Source organism: Nocardia sp. BMG111209, assembly GCF_000381925.1.
Taxonomy (GTDB): domain Bacteria; phylum Actinomycetota; class Actinomycetes; order Mycobacteriales; family Mycobacteriaceae; genus Nocardia.
The window spans coordinates 919,214-937,777 of sequence record NZ_KB907309.1 but is presented as its reverse complement, the minus strand read 5'-3'; the positions used below and the strand labels follow the sequence as shown (position 1 = coordinate 937,777).

Below are 18,564 nucleotides of genomic sequence, written 5' to 3'. Positions count from 1 at the left end.
ATCGGGCCGACTCCCGCTGCGGTCGGTACGGCCGGTCTTGTCCGGTCGATCGGCCCGGTCCGTGTGCGGTCGATCGGGCCGATCCCCGCTGCGTTCGGTATGGCGGATCCGGTCGCAGTCGACCGAGCTGGTCCGGTCGCGGTCGATTGGGTCGGCCCCCGCTGCGGCCGGTCCTGTCCGGTCGATCGGCCCGGTCCGTGTGCAGTCGATTGGGCCGATCCCCGCTGTGGTCGGTATGGCGGGCCCGGTCGCAGTCGACTGGGCTGGTCTGGTCGCGGTCGATTGGGCCAGCCCCCGCTGCGGTCGGTATGGCCGGTCCGGTCGCGGTCGATCAGCCCGGTCCGTGCGCGGGTCGATCGGACCGACTCCCGCTGCGGCCGGTCCTGTCCGGTCGATCGGCCCGGTCCGTGTGTAGTCGATCGGGCCGGTCCCCGCTGTGGTCGGTATGGCGGGCCCGGTCGCAGTCGACTGGGCTGGTCTGGTCGCGGTCGATTGGGCCGGTCCACGCTGCGGTCGGTATGGCCGGTCCAGTCACCAGGCCGGTCGAAGTTCGGTCGACCAGGCTGGGCTGGGCCGGTTTCAGCGTTGGACGGTGATCACCGTGAACGGGCCGGCGACCGTGCTGTGGAAATGTGGATCGTCGAACAGCGTCTTGGGGAAGGTGACCGTGTAGCGCCGCACGTTGGGGTCGTTCGGGTAGACGTCCTCGGACAGGCGCAGGGTGTAGTTGTCCCCGCTGGTGCGGAATACGAACGCATCCGGCGTCCGCCACGGGCTGGCGGCGAGCGCGTCGAGTAGTTCGGCAGGTGTCTTCAGCGAACTCCAATGCCCGATCTCCCGGGCGCGGCCGGCGAAGTCGGCCAGCGGATTGGCGTAGTGCGAGGTGAGCGCCTGGAATCCGAAGTAGGGGTAGTAGGCCAGGAAGCTGGTGTCGGCGGTGAGCACCACGGTCTGGTCACGGGGGCGTCCGGTGTCGGCGAGCAGGGCCGCGTCGACGGCCCGGTACCAGGACACCGCGGACGGGCTGCGCTTGTCGGCGCGTTCACCGTTGCCGTCGGTATCGGTGTAGGCGGTGGTGATCTCGTTGCTCAGGATGTTCGGGATGTGCTGGGCGAAGGCCAGTACCGCCAGCACGGACACCACCACGGCCACCGTCCGGAACCGCTGTGGCTCGTTCAGCGCCCGGTAGATCGCGCGGCCGCCCTCCGCCAGCCCGAACACCCCGGCTGCGGCCAGCAGCACCTGCAGGATCGGCTCCAACCGGAACGACAGCAGCGTGGTGCCGCCGACGGTGACGGCCATCGACAGCAGTGACCACAGATAGATCGCTACCACCGCGATCCCGAGCGCCTGCGCCCGCCGCGAACGAACCGACCGCAACACCAGCCAGACCGTGCCGACCAGGCACAGCGCACCCAGCAGCGAGAACTCGAACATCGGCAGCGGCAACTGCGACCCGGACTCCGGCAGATAGTGGAAGGCCGTGTTCGACAGAGCCCGGCCGCCGGTGAGCGCCTTGGCCAGATACGGCGCCCACACCAGCAGGGCGAGAATCCCGGCGAGCACCCCCATCCCGATCAGCCGAATCAGGATGGGCCACAACAGCCGCCACGGATTCGTCCGCTGCTGCCACCACAGCGACAGCCAGGCCAGCAGTCCCATCAGCACGACGGCGAATACCGCCACCACGAAGAACAAGCTGTAGGACATCGCCGAAACACCAAGGAACAACCCGGTTCCCAGCACCGCCCCCCAACCCCCGGCAGTGGTCGGCCGGGGTTCAGCGGTGGCCGGCCGGACGTCAGCGGTGGGCGGCCGGGCGTCGACGGTGGCTGGCCAGGAGTCGGCAGTGGCCAGCCGGGTTTCAGCGGTGGCTGACTGAGTGTCGGCCGTGGCAGTTTGGGTTTCGGTGGTGGCCGACCGGGTTTCGGTGGTGGCTGAATGGGTTTCGGCGGTCGCTGACCGGGCGGCGGCGGTGGCCGGTTGGGCTTCGGCAGTGGCCAGCCGGGTTTCAGCGGTGGCTGGCCGAATGTCGGCCGTGGCAGGTTGGGTTCCGGCGGTCGCTGGCCGAGTGTCGGCAGTGGCAGGTCGGGCGTCGGCAGTGGCTGGCTGGACTTCAGCGGTGGCCGACTGGGTTTCGGCGGTGGTAGATCGAGTTTCGACCGTGTCCGGCCGAGCGTCGTCGGCTAGTTCGGGGCGGTACAGCGCTCCCCAGGCCAGCACCATCGCCGGTGCGAACAGGATGACCAGGACGGCGCTGTATGCCTCGGGTGAGGCGTAGGCCACCATCACCACCGTGGTCACCGCCGCGACGGCAACCGCCCAGTCGGCTCGGATCAGCTTCGACCACAACACATATGCGAGTACCGAGGCGATCGACAGGGACATGATGGCCCAGGGCTTGAACGCCTCCCAGCCTGCGACGCCCAGCAGATTCGCCACGCGGCCGCCGATCCAGAACCAGCCTGCCGGATAGAACGGCGGCAGCCCGGCATAGGTCATGTCGTGCAGGGCTGCGGTGTCGGTGAGCCGGGTGAGGTATTCGGTACGGAACTCCTGATCCACCGAGATACCCAGCAGATACAGCTTGGTGGCCGCCAGCGGCATACCCAGCGTGACCGTGACGAAGCCCGAAATACCCACCCAGGTCAGCACTTCGGCGAACCGGCGGGCCCGGCGCAGCCGGATCAGCGCGACCGCGCCGACCAGCAGTGCGATCGTCACGACCTGCCCGACCGTGGTGATCGACCGGGTCACGTTGGAGGAGTTGAACGCCGGCCAGTGCACGACCGAGAACGCCTCGAGCCCGACGGCCGCGACGACCGCCGCGACCACGATCGCGAGCACCGCCTCGCCGAGCCCCCCGCCGACCTGCCGGACCAGTTCTCGCACGCCGCCTCCGCACCTCTTCATAGCCTGTGGACCATGGGCCGTGGGTCAGCCTACAAGTAGCCGCGAAACCCGGACGGTCCGTGCATGCCGGTCACCGGGGTCGCGAAAACCTTGTGGACAATCGGCCGCCTGTGGACAACCGGTGGCCGCGCCGTCACCCCACGCATCGGAAAAGGCGCCCTCCGGCGGGCCGGAGAGCGCCTTCCTGCGAGCGGCACGAAGCCGCTCGCGGTGGATCAGATGGGGAGCTTGCGGAAGATCGGCCGCGGGATGTGGCGGAGGATCATCATGACCCAGCGGAAGGTGCCGGGTACCCAGATGATCTCGCGGCCCTTCTCGGCCGCGGCGACCGCCTCGGCCGCCACGTCGTGCTTGTCGACCGTCAGCGCGTTCTCCTTGACGTGCGCGGACAGCTTGGTGCGCACCTGGCCTGGCCGGATGACCAGCACCCGCGGGCCGAAGGAGCGCAGCGCCTCGCCGAGGCCGAGGTAGAAGCCGTCGAGGCCGGCCTTCGTCGAGCCGTACACGAAGTTGAAGCGGCGCACCCGCTCGCCGGCGACCGAGGACATCGCCAGGATCCGGCCGTAGCCCTGCGCCTTCATCTTCTCGGCGAGCAGTACGCCCACCGAAACCGCGGCGGTGTAGTTGATCTCGGCCATCAGCACGGCCTTGCGCTGGTCCTGCCAGAAGACCTCGCCGTCGCCGTCGATACCGAACGCGACGATCGCCACGTCGACATCGCTCTCGGCCCACGCGGCCTCGATCACCTTGGGGTGGCTGCCGGTGTCCAGCGCGTCGAAGTCGACGAGTTCGACCGAAGCGGCGCCCGCGGCCTCGACCTGCGCCACCGCGTCCGCGCGCAGCGGATCGTTCGGCAGGGCGGCGAGGATCACGCGGGCCGGGCCCTTCTTCAGGTACTCGCCGACGATCGCCAGACCGATCTCCGAGGTACCGCCCAGCAACAGAATCGCCTGCGGATTACCCACTGCGTTGATCATTTGGTGATCTCACCGCTCACTGCAGCTCCAGCCTTCTCGCCATATCGGACATGAACACACCGTGCGGATCGACGCTGCGGCGGACCTTGATCCACTCGTCGATCCGGGGATACATCTGATGGAAGGTCTCCGCGGAGGTGCGGGAATCCTTCGCCGTGTAGAGCCGGCCGCCGAATTCCAGGACCCGGCGGTCGAGTTCGGTCACGAAATCGTTGAGCCCGGCCGTGATCGGGAAATCGACGCACACGTTCCAGCCCGGCATCGGGAAGCTCAGCGGGGCCTGGTTGCCCGGCCCGAACAGCTTGAACACGTTGAGGAACGAGTAGAACCCGGACCGCTGGATGTCGCGGATGATGTTCTTGAATTCCTCGACCGCTTCCGGCGGCACCACGAACTGATACTGCAGGAAGCCGTGCGAGCCGTAGGCGCGGTTCCACTCACCCATCATGTCGAGCGGGTGATAGAACTGCGTCAGGCTCTGCACCTTGCCCCGATAGGTGCCCGACTTGCGGTACCAGAGCTCGCCGATCGGGGTGAACGTGTACTTGTTGGCCAGCCCGTTCGGGAAGATGTCCGGCACCGTGAAGAAGGTCTTGCCGTTGAACCGCAACGGATCCTTGCGCAGCTTCGGCGGCAGCTGATCCAGTTTCGCCAGGTTGCCGCGGGAGATCGCGGCGCGGCCGAGCTTCGGCTCGGGGCTGATGGCGTCGAACCAGGCCGAGCTGTACGCGTAGCGATCCTCGGAACCGTCGCTGTGGAAGGCGACCGTCTCGTCCAGATCGGCGGTGACATCGCCGTCGGCGATGAAGTACGCGGACTCGGTCGGCGTCATCTCGATGGTGGCCCGCAGGATGATGCCGGTCAGACCACAGCCACCGATGGTGGCCCAGAACAGCTTCGCGTTGCGCTTGGGGGAGATGTGCTGGATCTGCCCGTCGGCGGTCAGCAGGTCCATCGAGCGCACATGGTTGCCGAAGCTGCCCGCGCTGTGATGGTTCTTGCCGTGGATATCGGAGCCGATGGCGCCGCCGACGGTGACCTGGCGGGTGCCCGGCAGCACCGGAACCCACAGGCCGAACGGCAGCGCGGCCCGCATCAGCTGGTCGAGGTTGACGCCGGCGTCCACGTCGACCAGATGGGTGTCACGGTCGATGCGGTGGATGCGGCTCATCGCGGTCATGTCGACGACGAGGCCGCCGGCGTTCTGGGCGTTGTCTCCGTAGGAGCGGGCCAGGCCGCGCGCGATGACACCGCGGCGCAGGTGGGCCGGCTTCGACTCGTTCTCCTCGGCGACGAGGGCAACGGCCTTCGCGATCAGCTCCGGATCGCCGGTGGAGAGCACTTCGGCGGAGGTGGGCGCGGTACGACCCCATCCCGTGAGCCGCCGCATACGCGTCGGTAGCGAGTACGTGTCGGTACCCGTCGTGGTCTCGGCCGAGGCCACCGCTGTGGAGGTCTGAGCATTCGTGGACATCGGGATAGAGGCTACAGGCATGACCCGACAAAGGGCCGGGTGTCGTCCACGTCACCCGGGTTCGGGACCGATGTCACAGGTCGGGCCCGTATACCGGCTCACGATCCGGCTGTGCGGATCCGAACCGACGGCGCACGCGGTGCGGCGCGGCAAGATCATCGCACGTGATCGTCGCCGTTGCCCCGCACACGATGTCTCGAACAGATTCGTGGTGACCGCCCGGCCCCGCTACGCTCGTGCGGGTGAGTGCGGAGCCCCATGTCCCCCTGCCGGTCGACCTGCCCGTCATGGACGAGCAGCAGGTCGCCACGGACCTGAAGACGCAACTGGTGCGGTTCGTACTGTCGGGCGGTTTCTCCGCGATCATCGACTACGGGCTGTACGTGCTGCTGGGCATGGCCGGACTGCCGGTGGCGGCGGCCAAATCGGTCAGCTTCGTCGCGGGCACCACAACGGCCTACCTGATCAACCGGCGCTGGACCTTCCGGGCCGAGCCCAGCCGCAAGCGTTTCCTGGCGGTCGTCGTGCTGTACGCGGTGACCTTCGCCGTGCAGGTGGGGATCAACCAGCTCCTCTACTTCACGCTCGAGGATCAGTGGTGGCGCAAGCCGCTGGCCTTCGTGATCGCCCAGGGCACCGCCACAGTGATCAACTTCGTGGTGCAGCGCGCGGTGATCTTCAAACTGCGCTGAACCCGCACGTCTCGACCGGGCCGGCTCAGGCCGGGCTCACGGTGACGGGCACCCCGTTGAAGACGGCATTCCCGGACGGTACGTCGACCACGGAATCGTCGGTCAGCACGTTGGCGCTGACACCCGCGTGCGCGCTCGCCACCGTCTGACTCGCGGTGTCGGCGTGGCCCCAGCCGTGCGGCAGGCTGACCACCCCGGGCATGATGTCGCCGTTCGGCTCGACCACCACCGTGATCGCGCCGGCCGCGGACTTCACCACCGCACGCTCGCCCAGGCCGAGCCGGGTCATATCGTCCGGATGGACATGCAGCGTGCACCGATTCGATCCGCCGACCAGGGTCGGCACATTGTGCATCCAGCTGTTGTTGGACCGCAGCTGGCGGCGGCCGATCAGCACGACATCGGGTGCGGCGTCGGCGAGCCGGCCGGTGAGCCGGGTCACATCGGCGAGCATCGGTGCGGGGGCGAGATCGACCGCGCGGGCGGTGGTCCGTAGCACCTCGGGAAGCCGCGGCCGCAGCGGGCCCAGGTCGATTCCGTGCGGATTGTCCAGCAGTACTTTCAGATTCAGCGGACCGTAGGGCGTGGGCAGCGCGGCCGGATTCCATTCGCCGTACGCCCCGAGCCGCAACATGAGATCGAGCCGCTGTTCGGTGGTGTCGGCGCCGAGCAGATCGCCGCGGCGTTCGGGGATCCCGGCCTTGTGCAGGGTGCCGGCGATGACCAGTTCGTCGACCGATTCCAGTGCGGTGCGGCCGGGCTCGGGCTGCTGGCCGAGCAGCGCCAGCGCCAGCCGGGCCACCACCTCCGACTCCGAGGGCCGGTCGTCGAGTGGGACCAGCGGCGGCGAGTACCGGGCGTAGTTGTGCACCGCGAACGCCAGCAGCGCGAAGTCGTAGTGCGGCGACTGCAGGGTGCGCGGCGGCGGCAGGATGACATCGGCGTGCCGGGTCGTCTCGTTCAGGTAGCGGTCGACGCTCACCATGAAGTCGAGACCGGGCAGTACGCGATCGAGCCGAGCGCCGTTGGGCGCGGACAGCACCGGATTACCGGCGACCGTGACCAGCATCCGGATCTGCCCCTCGCCCGGGGTCTCGATCTCGTCGGCCAGGGTCGCGACCGGGAATTCGCCCATGGCCTCGGGTAGTTCGCGCACCCGGCTGGTCCACCGGCCGAGCCGGAACGGCCGGGTGCGGACGATGCCGAGTGTGGCCGGCGTGGCCCACATCGCGCCGCCGGGGGAGTCGAGATTGCCGGTGAGCGTATTGATCACGTCGACCAGCCACTGCGTGACGGTGCCGAATTCGGCGGTGCAGGTGCCGATGCGGGCATAGACGGCCGCCGTCGGCGCGGCGGCCAGTTCGCGCGCCAGCCGGACCACGGTCGCCGCCGGGACGCCGGTGCGCCCGGACACCACCTCGGGCGTGAACGGCACTGCGGCGGCGCGGATCTCGTCGAGGCCGGTGACCTCGACCCGGACAGTGGTCAGCTCCTCCGCGAACAGAGTGTGCACGATCCCGAACAACAGATAGGCATCGCTGCCCGGCCGCACGAAGACGTGCTCGTCGGCCTGCTTGGCGGTGCGAGTGCGCCGCGGATCGACCACCACGAACCGGCCGCCGCGCCGCCGCAGCGCCTTGATCCGGCCCGGGTAGTCCGGTGCGGTGCACAGTGATCCGTTGGATTCCAGCGGGTTGGCCCCGAGCATCAGCAGGTAATCGGTGCGGTCCAGATCGGGGACCGGCACGGCGAGCGGATCGCCGAACATCAGCCCGCTGGCGACCTGCTTGGGCATCTGATCGGCGGTACTGGCCGAGAAGAGATTACGAGTACCCAGGGCGCGCAGCAGCGCCGGGAGATAGAGGGCGCCGGCGACGGTGTGCGCATTCGGATTACCGAAGTACAGCGCGGCGGATTGGCTGCCGTGCGCGGCGGTCAGCGCCGGCATGCGCGCGGCGATGAGATCGAAGGCCTCCGTCCAGGAGGCGGTCCGGCGCACGCCGGTGGCGCGATCGCGGATCAGCGGCTGGGTGAGCCGGTCGGGATCCTCGTCGAGATGTCCGAGGCTGGCGCCCTTGGGACAGAGGAAACCCCGGCTGAACGGGTCCTGCCGATCGCCGCGGATGCCGGTGACGTGATCCTCGGCGTCGAGGGTGACTTCGAGCCCGCACACCGCCTCGCACAGCGGGCAGGTGCGGAGCAGATTCCGGGTGGTCATGGCATCCATCATGACCCTCGGCTCCGACAGAAAACGGTGGAACCGGACGGACCGGGGCTCCGGCCCGCCCGATTCAGCTGGCGATGCGGGCGACCTGCGGCTTGCGGCCGGAGCGGGCCGCGCGGATGGCGGCGGCGACGGCCACCAGCGGCGGTGTCCAGCGCGCCTCGTGCGGCGCGACGGACCAGACGGCGGTGCCGGCCGACACGCGGCTCGGCGGCAGCGGCACACCCGCGCCGTCGGTGTGGACGACCACACCGGCTTCGCGCAGTGCCTGGATCGCCATGGCGGCCTTGCGAACACCCGCGACGATGTGGATCTCGCGGCGTTCGATGCCCGGCAGCTCGATGATCGGACCGGTGAGGTTGTTGGCGCGGAGGTAGCGGCGGACGGTGGCGGCGAGTTCGCCGGTGACCTCGATCGCCGCGATGTCCTCATCGGTGATCAGGCAGATGCCGTTGGCCGTTTCGGCGACCGTCCAGCCGCGCTGGATGTAGTCCTGCGCGGAGGCAGCCAGCTCGGCGGCCGAGACGGAAGTCGGAAACGTCGTACGCACTGTCTTCTCCATTCCCCGGGGTGGATCCAAGTCGAGCTTCGTTGTTCATGGGGCGTATCGGAGCGGGCCCTCGTACGTGTTACACGTCCGCGAAACTTTTTCGGGCGGCACCGAATTCGTCACAAGATCAGCGAATTCATGCTCTTCGGCTATGGTCTGGCGACTCGCTGGGGTGAGCCGACCACAACCAACTGTGGTCCCCGTTCCTTCGAGCCCGATGCGCGCAGTCTGGGAGCCACTCGAGAGCTCGCCGTGACGGTTCGTCGGCCGAAATCTACCGAAAACGGTGCGCCGGAAACTAATCATCTTTGGCCCACACTCGACGGTGACGTAAATGTGACACGACCGGTATCCGTGAGATCTTCCGCTGTGCAAGAATCCGATCGCACACCCGGTAGGAGGAATCCGGGTCCTGGCGTTGAGTTTTGCCGTTCGATGGGCCGTGAGGGCGGTTTCGATGTTCGGCCTACGAACGAGGGGGAAGCATGGCTTTACCACCGCACGGAATGACCGGATCCACGATCACCGGATCCACCATGCCCCGCCGGCAATTGGGACGGCAACTGCGCGATCTGCGCAACCGCGCCCGCATGACCACGAGGGTCGCCGCGCAGCGACTCGAGTGGTCCGAGGCGAAGATCTGGCGAATCGAAACCGGGCAGACCTCGTTGCGCAGCCTCGATGTCGAGGCGATGTGCAAGGTGTACGGCGCACCGGTCGAGATCGTCGAACCGCTGGCCGCGCTGGCCCGCGAGACCAAGGCGCGCGGGTGGTGGACCGAGTTCAGCGACGTGATCGCCGAGGGATTCGAGGTCTACATCGGGCTGGAGGAGGCCGCCGCACGGGTGTTCACCTACGAGACCGACCTGGTCCCGGGCCTGTTGCAGAGTGAGGAGTACACCCGGGCGGTACTGATCGGCGCACGCCCCGACATCACGGCCGACGAACTGGAGCGCCGGATCGCCGTCCGGGCCGCCCGGCAGGCCGCGATCACCCGGGAGCACTCGCCGATCCGGCTGGAGGCCGTGATCACCGAAACGTTGCTGTGGCATCGCGTCGGCGGCCCGGATGTGGTTGTCGCACAACTGGAACATCTGCGCCGGATGTGCGATCTGCCCAACGTCGAGGTCCGGGTGGTACCCACCGACACCGGCTATCACGACGGGATGGATTCCGGCCGGTTCGTGCTGCTGGAATTCCCGGACAGCGCGGGCGACGTCCCGGAACCGCCGGTGGTCTACGTCGAAACCTTCACCGGCTCGGTCTATTACGACAAGGAACCGGAGATCGACCGCTACCGCTCGGCATTCACCGACATCAAGGCCGTGGCGATGGATGCCCGCACGGCCATCGACGAGGCCCGCGCCGCGTTGTAGCCGGGGCGTAGCGCAGTAGGAACCGAGACCGCGGGCCGGGCGATAGCCGGGCCCGCGGTCTCGTCGTTCAGTGCAGGGTGTCCGCGAGTACCGCGCGATGCGTGGGTGCGGCCGCCGCGTGCAGCAGCCGGCCCCGATCGGTGACGCAGACGAAGATGGCCCGCCGGTCGTCGGTGCACATGCCGCGGGTGACCAGGCCGTCGCGCTCCAAGCGGGCGACGGCCCGGCTCAGCGCGCTCTGGGAGAGGTGGATATCCGTGGCCAGATCGCTCATCCGGTAGCTCTCGCAGTCCGCGTCGACCAGCCGGTCCAGACATTCGAATTCGCTCAGCCCGATGCTGTGCCGGCCCTGCAGTTCCTTCTCCAGGGCGCAGGAGGCGGCGGCGTGCTGGGCCAGCAGATCGCGCCAATGGCCCACCAGATCGGCCTCGCTGCGCACGTGCCCGGACCGCGGGCCGGAGCGATCGACCGTGCCGCAGGCGGCGGTTTCGAGACTCGCCGCCGGCGCGCCTTCGGGACTCGTCGCTCGCGCGCCTTCAGGACTCGTCGCTCGCGCAGTTTCGGGACTCGTCGCTCGCGCAGTTTCGGGACTCGTCGCTCGCGACGACGACGATGTCGACGACTTGGACATGGCCGTCATCCTAGTCGGCGCGGCACAACCATGCAACCGCATTTAATGCGTAGACATCATATGCGTGCGCATGTAATGTTCCGTGCCATGACATCCCCCGCAACGCTTCCGGCCGCCGACGCGGCCGGCACTCGGTGGTCGGCCCGGCTGTGGGGCCTGCTGATCACCCTGTGCATCGTCCTGTTCCTCGACGGGCTGGACGTGTCGATGATCGGCGTGGCCCTGCCCTCCATCGGTAAGGAACTGCACCTGTCCACCTCCACCCTGCAGTGGCTGGTCAGCGGATATGTGCTCGGCTACGGCGGACTGCTGCTGCTCGGCGGCCGCACCGCCGACCTGGTCGGCCGCCGCAAGGTCTTCCTGATCGCGCTCGCGATCTTCGCCGTCGCCTCGCTGGCCGGCGGCCTGGTCAGCAGCGGCCCGCTGCTGATCCTCACCCGTTTCGTGAAGGGCCTCGCCGCCGCGTTCACCGCGCCGACCGGCCTGTCGATCATCACCACCACGTTCGCCGAGGGCCCGGCCCGCAACCGGGCGCTGTCGATCTACACCGTCTTCGGCGCCGGCGGCTATTCGATGGGCCTGGTGTTCGGCGGCCTGATGACCGGCGTGGGCTGGCGGTGGACCTTCCTGCTGCCCGTCCCGGTGGCCCTGATCGCCCTGATCGCGGCCGCGGTGCTGGTCCGCAAGGACGGCCCCGCCGAGGAGGGCGGTCACGATCTGCTCGGCGCGCTGTTCGCCACCTCGGCCATGCTGCTGCTGGTCTACACCGTGGTGTCGGCGCCGCACGCGGGCTGGGGTTCGGCCCGCTCGGTGGCCTCGTTCGCGGCCGTCGTGGCCCTGTTCACGGCCTTCCTCGGCGTGGAGAAGCGGGTGCGGTATCCGCTGGTCCGGCTCGGAATCCTGCGCCGCGCGACGCTGGTGCGGGCGTGCCTGGCCATCGTGGCCGTGGCCGGGTCGTACTTCAGCTTCCAGTTCATCGTGACGCTGTACCTGCAGGGCACCCTCGGCTGGTCGCCGCTGCAACTCGCCCTGGGCCTGCTGCCGGTGGGCCTGCTGGTGGCGCTGTCCTCGGTGTTCTCCGACCGGCTGGTCGACCGGTTCGGCACCGGGCCGATCATCGCCGTCACGATGGTCGTGATGACGGTCGGCTACGCGCTGTTCCTGCGGGTGGACACCCACCCGTCGTACCTCACGATGATCCTGCCCGCGGTACTGCTGATCGGCATCGGCTGGATCGGCTTCCCGGCCATCAACATCCAGGCCACCAACGGCATCTCCGACGACGAACAGGGCCTCGCCGCCGGCGTGCTGCAAACCTTCATGCAGGTGGGTGCGGCGATCGTGCTGGCCGTGAACACCGCGCTGATCTCCGGCAGCACCGGCGACGGTTCACCGGCGGCGATCCTGCACAGCTTCCGGCCGGGCCTGATCCTCGCGGTCGTGGTCGCGGGGGACGGAGCGGTGGTCGCGCTGGCGCACTTCCTGCCCGGCCGCCGAGCGGCGGAGAGCGCGGACGAGGAGGTCGCCGCGGTCGACGAACTGGAACTGGCCGGGTGACCACCCGGAATGACGGACGCCGCGGTGCTGGCCACCGCGGCGTCCGTCGCGTCTCAGGACCGGCGCAGGCTGTGCAGTCCGGGTGCGGCGATGTCCTTGGCGGACCGGACGAAGGTCAGCGGCTGCCCGTCCCGGCCCACGGCCGGCCACTCGATACCCAGTTCCGGATCGAAGGCGTCCAGGTCACGGTCGAATTCGGGGGTGTACTCCAGCGAACAGAGGTACGTAACCGTGGATTCGTCCGCCAGCGAGAGCAGCGCATGCCCGAGCCCCTCGGCCAGGAACACCGACCGCCGGTCCACATCGTCGAGCAGCACGCTGTCCCAGACACCGAAGGTCGGCGAGTCGCGGCGCAGATCCACCACCACGTCCAGGAAGGCCCCCCGTACGCAGGTCACGTACTTGGCCTGACCCGGCGGATCCTCGGTGTAGTGGATGCCGCGCAGCACCCCCGCCGCCGAGGTGGACATGTTGACCTGCAACAACTCGAACGGCCGGCCGACCGCCTTCTCGAATTCGGAGGCCTTGAACGATTCGGTGAACACCCCGCGCTCGTCACCGTGCAGCCGGGGGGTGAACTCCCACGCACCCGGCACCGCGAGTTCGCGTATCCGCATGGTCCTACTCCTGCCCGTGCGCCAGCAGGCCCAATAGGTAGGTCCCGTATCCGGACCGCACCAGCGGCTGGGCCAGCCGACCCAGCTGTTCGTCGTCGATGAAGCCCATCCGCCAGGCCACCTCCTCGGGCACGCCGATCTTCAGGCCCTGCCGTTCCTCGATGGTGCGCACATAGTTGGACGCGTCCAGCAGCGAGTCGAAGGTGCCGGTGTCCAGCCACGCGGTGCCGCGGGCGAGCACCTCCACCTGCAGCCGGCCCTGCTCGAGATAGGTTCGGTTGATATCGGTGATCTCGTACTCGCCGCGCGCCGACGGCCGCAGCCCGTGCGCGATCTCGACCACGTCGTTGCCGTAGAAGTACAGGCCCGGAATGGCGTAGTTGGAGCGCGGCAGCTTCGGCTTCTCCTCGATCGAGATCGCCTTGCCCTCGGCGAATTCGATCACCCCGTAGGCGCTGGGATCCGACACCCGGTAGGCGAACACCGCACCGCCGTCCACCGCCTCGAACCGGGACAGCCGCGTGCCGAGGCCCGGACCGTGGAAGATGTTGTCGCCCAGCACGAGCGCCACCGTCTCGGCGCCGATGTGGCCCGCGCCGAGCACGAACGCCCGGGCCAGCCCGTCCGGCTCCGGCTGCACCACGTAGTCCAGCGACAACCCGAACTGGGAGCCGTCGCCGAGCAGCCGCCGGAACGCCTCGGCGTCCTCGGGAGTGGTGATGACCAGGATGTCCCGGATGCCGGCCAGCATCAGCGTCGACAGCGGGTAGTACACCATCGGCTTGTCGTAGACGGGGACCAGCTGCTTGCTCACCCCGCGCGTGATCGGGTGCAGCCGCGACCCGGTGCCGCCGGCCAGGATGATTCCTCGCATGTCCCAGCAGTCTGCCAGCCGCGGCCCGACCGGGTGCGACGAGGTTCCGAAACGATCACGGTGGTTTACGCGGCCCACTCGGAGGACAATTCATAGGTAGTGAGATGTCAGCGCCGACACCTCGCCCTTCGTTACCCGGCATCCCGTGTCGGCGCGCCAGACAGAGGTAGGTGCGCGATGGTGGCGATCCGGTTCGGTGAAGTTCTCGGCCACGTCCTGCCGGGCACGAGCGCTCTGCTCGCCCCGGCCCCGAAGCCGTTCGGCCGGCGATGCCGTCCGACCTCCCGGGCCATCCCGGCGGCATCCCAGCCGGTCCCCGCGGCGGCATCCCAGGACGCCACAGCTCAGGCGATCCCGGCTCGCACGTCGCAGGCCGTCCCAGCCTCCGCATCTCAGGCCGTCCCGGCAGCCGCATCCCTGGCCGTCCCGGCCGCCGCATCCCTGGCCGTGCCGGCCGCGACCTCGCAGACCGCGGTCCACGTCGACCTCCCCGCCACGGACGAGCCCGCTCACCCGGACCCGCTCGCCCTGGCGGATTCGGCGCTCACCCAGGCCGCGACCGTCGATTCCGCGGATATCGGCACGGTCATGAATCCCGGCAGCCGCAGTCTCTCGGCCCAGGCGCTGCTGCTGGCCTGCCGCGCCATGATCGGCCCGCTGCTGCGCTACACCCCGATCACCCCGTTGACCATGCCGGTGGCGCGGGCCGCCGTGGACACCCTCGCCCGGCTGCGGCCGGAGCCCGCCGGTGTGGAGCGCGAACAGGTCCAGCTGCCCGGTTTCCGGATGGAGATCGTGCGGCCCGCCGGCGCGCGGCGGTCGCTGCGGCACGGCGCGGTGCTGTATCTGCACGGCGGCGGCTTCGTGATCTGCGGCCTGGAAACCCATCGGCCGGTGGTGGCCGCGCTGGCCCGGCGCACCGGACTGCCCGTCGTCAGCGTCGACTACCGGCAGCTGCCGGACGCGCGGATCCAGGACTCGATCGAGGACTGCCTGACCGCCTACCGCTGGCTGCTGACCCACGGCGCGAATCCGAAGCGGATCGTGATCGCGGGCGATTCGGCGGGCGGCTTCCTGAGCTTCGCCGTCGCGCTGCGGGCCGTCGCCGACGGGCTGCCGACCCCGGCCGGGCTGGTCGGCCTGTCCCCGCTGCTGGATCTCGACCACGTCGCCAAGCAGAGCTACGTGAACGTCGCGCGCGACGCCTACATCCCGCTGCCCGGTCTGCAGCGGATCGTCCACTACGGCGCCGAACTCGACGGGCTGGTCGACCCGGCGTTGTCGCCGGTCAACGGGCCGCTGGCGGGTCTGCCGCCGGTGCTGATGATCGTCGGCGAGGACGAACTGCTGCGTTACGACTGCGAGCTGATGGCCCGTCGGCTGACCGCCGCCGGCGTGCCCAACACCCTCGAGTTGTGGCGCGGCCAGGTGCACGCCTTCACCAGCATCCTGCCGGGTATGCCGGAGAGCCGCGCCGCGCTGGGCCGGGTGGCCCGCTTCGTCCGCGGCCGGATCGACGAGCAGCCCGCCGCCCGCAGCGCCTGACCGGCCTGCGACGGCGCTCGGCCGAACGGGCAGCGGCCCGAACGGCATCGTGCGCCGGGAACAATCCAGGACCCGCCTGATACGCACCCCCGTCCGGATCCACCGGGCGGGGGTGTGGCCCGCCGCGAACCGTCCGATATGCCCGGACCGTCCCGGGACACGGTTGTTCGTGATCGGATGCTGCGGCGGCGCGGGCCACCCGAGCCGTTAGGGTGGCGGTCGTGCGAGTGCTCGTAACCGGGGGCGCCGGGTTCATCGGCGCGAACTTCGTCCACCAGACCGTCGCGGAACGGCCCGACGTCCACGTCGTGGTGCTCGACGCGCTGACCTATGCCGGAAATCGGGCCTCGCTGGCGCCGATCGCCGATCGCATCGAATTCGTGCAGGGCGATATCGCCGATCAGGAGCTGGTCGATCGGCTCGTCGGCGGTGTGGACGCGGTGGTGCATTTCGCCGCCGAATCGCACAACGACAATTCGCTGACGCAGCCGTGGCCGTTCGTGCAGACCAATATCGTCGGCACCTACGCGCTGCTGCAGGCGGTGCGCCGGCACGAGGTGCGCTACCACCACATCTCGACCGACGAGGTGTACGGCGATCTGTCGGCCGCCGAACCGGCCTTCGACGAGAACACCCCCTACAACCCGTCCAGCCCGTACTCCGCCAGCAAGGCCGCGAGCGATCTGCTGGTCCGGGCCTGGGTGCGGTCGTTCGGGGTGCGCGCCACGATCTCCAACTGCAGCAACAACTACGGCCCGTACCAGCACGTGGAGAAGTTCATCCCGCGGCAGATCACCAATCTGATCGACGGGGTGCGGCCGCGGCTGTACGGCGCCGGGCACCAGATCCGGGACTGGATCCACGTCGACGACCACAACCACGCGGTGTGGGCGATCCTGGAGCGCGGCCGGATCGGGCAGACCTATCTGATCGGCGCGAACGGCGAATCGGACAACAAGACCGTGGTGCAGCTGATCCTGGCCGAATTCGACCGGGCCGCAGACGATTTCGACCACGTCACCGACCGCCCCGGCCACGATCAGCGCTACGCCATCGACGCCACCCTGCTGCGCACCGAATTGGGCTGGGCGCCGAAGTATTCCGACTTCAAGGCCGGACTGGCCGCCACCGTCGCCTGGTACCGCGAGCACGAGGACTGGTGGCGGCCGCAGAAGGCCGCCACCGAAAGCGCCTACGCCGCCGCGGGGGAGCGGGTGCTGTAGCACCCGGGATCAGCTGCGGTACAGCCGTTCCCAGTTCTCCCGGCTGATCAGCTCCGGCACCGCCGCGCGGTACTGCGCGGAGAGGGCGGGCAGTTCCCGCTGCAACCGCCGCAGCACCCGCACGGTGCGCAGCAGCAGCCGGACGGCCTTGGCCTTGTCCCGGCGGCGGATCCGCACCCCGGCCTGCGAGGCGTCGGTCACCACCACGTGGTCGAACAGCGAGACGTGCCACCAGTAGGCGTCCTCGCGGGTGATCCCCACGATCCCGTGCCGGGTGCGGCCGGTCCACTGCAGGATCGCGCGCTTGATCAGCACCAGCAGCGGCCGGCTCGGTTCGCCGGTGGCCCGGTGCAGGTGGATGTCGGAGGAACGCACCGGCGCACTGGGCATCGGATGCTGGACCGTCTCCGGATAGTCGCCACGGCCGGAACGTGCGGCGGCCAGCGCCGCCCGGCCGCCGTCGCGCAGCACCGACGGACCCTGCAGGAAGTCCTCGATGCCCTGCAACGTGGTGTGCGCCAGGCCGTACTGCATCGCCACCAGATGTTCGGACAGTTCCCGGAACAGCTTCCGCGCCACCGCCTTCGGATCCAGATCGGTGTGCAGCGAGCCGACGATCAGGGAGTTGCGCATGCTGAAGTAGCGCGCCCAGTCGTCGTAGTCCTTCCAGTAGAAGTCCGCGTGCCACACCGCCGCATTCGGCAGGGTGACGGTGACGAAGCCGGACTTACGGGCCCGCAGGCCGTATTCCACGTCGTCCCACTGGAAGAAGATCGGCAGCGGCAGGCCGATCTCGGCGACCGCCTCGGCCGGGATCAGGCAGGTCCACCAGGCGTTGTAGCCGGCGTCGACGCGGCGCTCCTGGTGATGCTTCAGCATGCTGGTGTTGCGCAACGCCTTCGACACCTTCTGGCCGTGCCGCAGGTCGTCCAGATGTACCTCCTCGGCGCCGACGTTGAGGTAATCGGGGTTGAGCAGGAACAACATCTGCGCGCCGACCAGTGTCGGCTCGGTGGTCAGGTTGGCGAAGGCGTTGAGCCGCAACACCGTTTCCGGCTCGCAGAGGATGTCGTCGTCCATCAGCAGGATGTCGACCGGCTCGCCGTCGCGCGCGGACACCTCGTACAGGCCGCGCGTGAAACCGCCCGCCCCACCGAGATTCGGCTGCCGCAGGTAGTGCAGCTTGTCGCCGAGCCGTGGCGCGGTCTCCTGGAACAGGGTCCGGCTCTCCACCGTGTCGGTGCCCTGATCGACGACGTACACCGAATCCACGAGGTCCAGCACGGCCGGATCCGAGGCCAGCGCCGCGACCGTGGCCGCGCAGTCGTCGGCGCGGTTGAAGGTGCAGATCGCGACGGCGACCGGGCGGACGCGCTCGGGAGCCGCGGCGGTCCAGGCCAGTTCGCTGACGGTGACGCCGCCGCCGATCGCCTCGAACTCGAGCCACAGCGCGCCGCCGTCGACGTACTGGTTCAGCGGTGCGCGCAGCACCACGCGGCCGTCGGTGTCGACGTCGGCGAAGTCGACGATCCGGCGATGCCCGGCGATATCGGAGGCCGCCAGCCGGATCCGCACCCGGCCGGAGACCTCGAGCGTCATCGCGGCCTCGATCTCGGTGACCGTGGTCCACCGTTGCCAGTAGCTCGCGGCGAAACGGCCGAAGTAGGTGTTGGTGGTGACCCGCGCGCCCTTCTCCAGGCGGAGTGCCAGCCGCTGGCGCTCCACCTTGCCCTTGATATCGGCGTAGAGATCGTCGCTGACCCGCGCGGACGGCCCGGTGAACACGCCCCGCTGCAGTACCAGCCGGTCGGGAGCGTGTCGGTCGGTCACCCGCCCGTCGATCTCGGGTGCGGTCACGGCCTGGCCCTGGTCCATGTAATTCCCTCTGTGCTGTCTGGCGATGGTGCCCCC

Annotated in this window: 14 protein-coding genes; 5 read left to right on the top strand and 9 right to left on the bottom strand. The window is 69.1% G+C overall.

Features of this window, described 5'->3' with window-relative positions:
- Window positions 1–579 precede the first annotated feature (579 nt).
- The 3 genes from G361_RS0135490 to G361_RS0135480 all read right to left on the bottom strand — a co-directional run bounded on the left by G361_RS0135490 (window position 580) and on the right by G361_RS0135480 (window position 5,364).
- On the bottom strand, window positions 580–2,892 hold the full coding sequence (locus G361_RS0135490; protein ID WP_019931900.1) for an arabinofuranosyltransferase: 2,313 nt from the start codon (window positions 2,890–2,892) through the stop codon (window positions 580–582).
- A gap of 236 nt (window positions 2,893–3,128) precedes the next feature.
- On the bottom strand, window positions 3,129–3,890 hold the full coding sequence (locus tag G361_RS0135485; protein ID WP_019931899.1) for a decaprenylphospho-beta-D-erythro-pentofuranosid-2-ulose 2-reductase: 762 nt from the start codon (window positions 3,888–3,890) through the stop codon (window positions 3,129–3,131).
- 16 nt (window positions 3,891–3,906) lie between these two features.
- Window positions 3,907–5,364, bottom strand: coding sequence for an FAD-binding oxidoreductase (locus G361_RS0135480; RefSeq protein WP_036496190.1), 1,458 nt, complete (start codon window positions 5,362–5,364; stop codon window positions 3,907–3,909).
- 287 nt (window positions 5,365–5,651) lie between these two features.
- Between G361_RS0135480 and G361_RS0135470 the strand changes: the two genes are divergently transcribed.
- Window positions 5,652–6,056, top strand: a complete 405-nt coding sequence (locus G361_RS0135470; RefSeq protein ID WP_019931896.1) for a GtrA family protein — start codon at window positions 5,652–5,654, stop codon at window positions 6,054–6,056.
- Window positions 6,057–6,081: 25 nt separating this feature from the next.
- Here the strand turns inward: G361_RS0135470 and G361_RS0135465 are convergent, their stop codons facing one another.
- Entirely contained in the window at window positions 6,082–8,274 is a 2,193-nt protein-coding gene (locus G361_RS0135465) for a molybdopterin-dependent oxidoreductase (protein WP_155981956.1), read from the bottom strand.
- A 73-nt stretch (window positions 8,275–8,347) separates the two neighbouring features.
- Window positions 8,348–8,842: a hypothetical protein gene (locus tag G361_RS0135460; RefSeq protein WP_019931894.1), complete on the bottom strand. Its 495-nt coding sequence runs from the start codon at window positions 8,840–8,842 to the stop codon at window positions 8,348–8,350.
- A gap of 494 nt (window positions 8,843–9,336) precedes the next feature.
- On the opposite strand from G361_RS0135460, the gene G361_RS0135455 reads away from it, so the two are divergent.
- Window positions 9,337–10,206, top strand: a complete 870-nt coding sequence (locus tag G361_RS0135455; RefSeq protein ID WP_019931893.1) for a helix-turn-helix transcriptional regulator — start codon at window positions 9,337–9,339, stop codon at window positions 10,204–10,206.
- A gap of 67 nt (window positions 10,207–10,273) precedes the next feature.
- On the opposite strand, the gene G361_RS0135450 is transcribed toward G361_RS0135455, so the two are convergent.
- Window positions 10,274–10,645: a MarR family transcriptional regulator gene (locus G361_RS0135450; protein ID WP_019931892.1), complete on the bottom strand. Its 372-nt coding sequence runs from the start codon at window positions 10,643–10,645 to the stop codon at window positions 10,274–10,276.
- A gap of 279 nt (window positions 10,646–10,924) precedes the next feature.
- Here G361_RS0135450 and G361_RS0135445 point away from each other — a divergent pair, with 279 nt between their 5' ends.
- Complete coding sequence (locus G361_RS0135445; protein WP_052172981.1) at window positions 10,925–12,394, top strand: MFS transporter; 1,470 nt, start codon at window positions 10,925–10,927, stop codon at window positions 12,392–12,394.
- A gap of 53 nt (window positions 12,395–12,447) precedes the next feature.
- On the opposite strand, the gene G361_RS0135440 is transcribed toward G361_RS0135445, so the two are convergent.
- Both G361_RS0135440 and rfbA read right to left on the bottom strand, forming a co-directional pair.
- The gene (locus G361_RS0135440) at window positions 12,448–13,011 is read right to left on the bottom strand and encodes a dTDP-4-dehydrorhamnose 3,5-epimerase family protein (protein WP_019931890.1); all 564 of its coding nucleotides are present in this window, start codon (window positions 13,009–13,011) and stop codon (window positions 12,448–12,450) included.
- Between the two features lie 4 nt (window positions 13,012–13,015).
- Complete coding sequence (gene rfbA / locus G361_RS0135435) at window positions 13,016–13,885, bottom strand: glucose-1-phosphate thymidylyltransferase RfbA (protein ID WP_019931889.1); 870 nt, start codon at window positions 13,883–13,885, stop codon at window positions 13,016–13,018.
- A 177-nt stretch (window positions 13,886–14,062) separates the two neighbouring features.
- On the opposite strand from rfbA, the gene G361_RS0135430 reads away from it, so the two are divergent.
- Together G361_RS0135430 and rfbB are read left to right on the top strand one after the other, a co-directional pair.
- Window positions 14,063–15,430: an alpha/beta hydrolase gene (locus tag G361_RS0135430; RefSeq protein WP_019931888.1), complete on the top strand. Its 1,368-nt coding sequence runs from the start codon at window positions 14,063–14,065 to the stop codon at window positions 15,428–15,430.
- Between the two features lie 221 nt (window positions 15,431–15,651).
- A complete protein-coding gene (gene rfbB, locus G361_RS0135425) occupies window positions 15,652–16,653 on the top strand; it encodes a dTDP-glucose 4,6-dehydratase (protein WP_026343896.1) in 1,002 nt (333 codons plus the stop codon).
- 9 nt (window positions 16,654–16,662) lie between these two features.
- Here rfbB and G361_RS0135420 read toward each other — a convergent pair whose 3' ends face one another.
- Window positions 16,663–18,528, bottom strand: coding sequence for a glycosyltransferase (locus G361_RS0135420; RefSeq protein WP_019931886.1), 1,866 nt, complete (start codon window positions 18,526–18,528; stop codon window positions 16,663–16,665).
- Window positions 18,529–18,564: the final 36 nt, after the last annotated feature.

Excerpts from the sequence above, each read along its gene's own strand:
- G361_RS0135465 (WP_155981956.1), bottom strand. The coding sequence starts at position 8,274 with ATGACCACCCGGAATCTGCTCCGCACCTGCCCGCTGTGCGAGGCGGTG.
- G361_RS0135485 (WP_019931899.1), bottom strand. The coding sequence starts at position 3,890 with ATGATCAACGCAGTGGGTAATCCGCAGGCGATTCTGTTGCTGGGCGGT.
- G361_RS0135460 (WP_019931894.1), bottom strand. The coding sequence starts at position 8,842 with ATGGAGAAGACAGTGCGTACGACGTTTCCGACTTCCGTCTCGGCCGCC.
- G361_RS0135440 (WP_019931890.1), bottom strand. The coding sequence starts at position 13,011 with ATGCGGATACGCGAACTCGCGGTGCCGGGTGCGTGGGAGTTCACCCCC.
- G361_RS0135470 (WP_019931896.1), top strand. The coding sequence starts at position 5,652 with ATGGACGAGCAGCAGGTCGCCACGGACCTGAAGACGCAACTGGTGCGG.
- G361_RS0135420 (WP_019931886.1), bottom strand. The coding sequence starts at position 18,528 with ATGGACCAGGGCCAGGCCGTGACCGCACCCGAGATCGACGGGCGGGTG.
- G361_RS0135455 (WP_019931893.1), top strand. The coding sequence starts at position 9,337 with ATGACCGGATCCACGATCACCGGATCCACCATGCCCCGCCGGCAATTG.
- G361_RS0135480 (WP_036496190.1), bottom strand. The coding sequence starts at position 5,364 with ATGTCCACGAATGCTCAGACCTCCACAGCGGTGGCCTCGGCCGAGACC.
- rfbA (WP_019931889.1), bottom strand. The coding sequence starts at position 13,885 with ATGCGAGGAATCATCCTGGCCGGCGGCACCGGGTCGCGGCTGCACCCG.
- G361_RS0135430 (WP_019931888.1), top strand. The coding sequence starts at position 14,063 with ATGGTGGCGATCCGGTTCGGTGAAGTTCTCGGCCACGTCCTGCCGGGC.
- G361_RS0135445 (WP_052172981.1), top strand. The coding sequence starts at position 10,925 with ATGACATCCCCCGCAACGCTTCCGGCCGCCGACGCGGCCGGCACTCGG.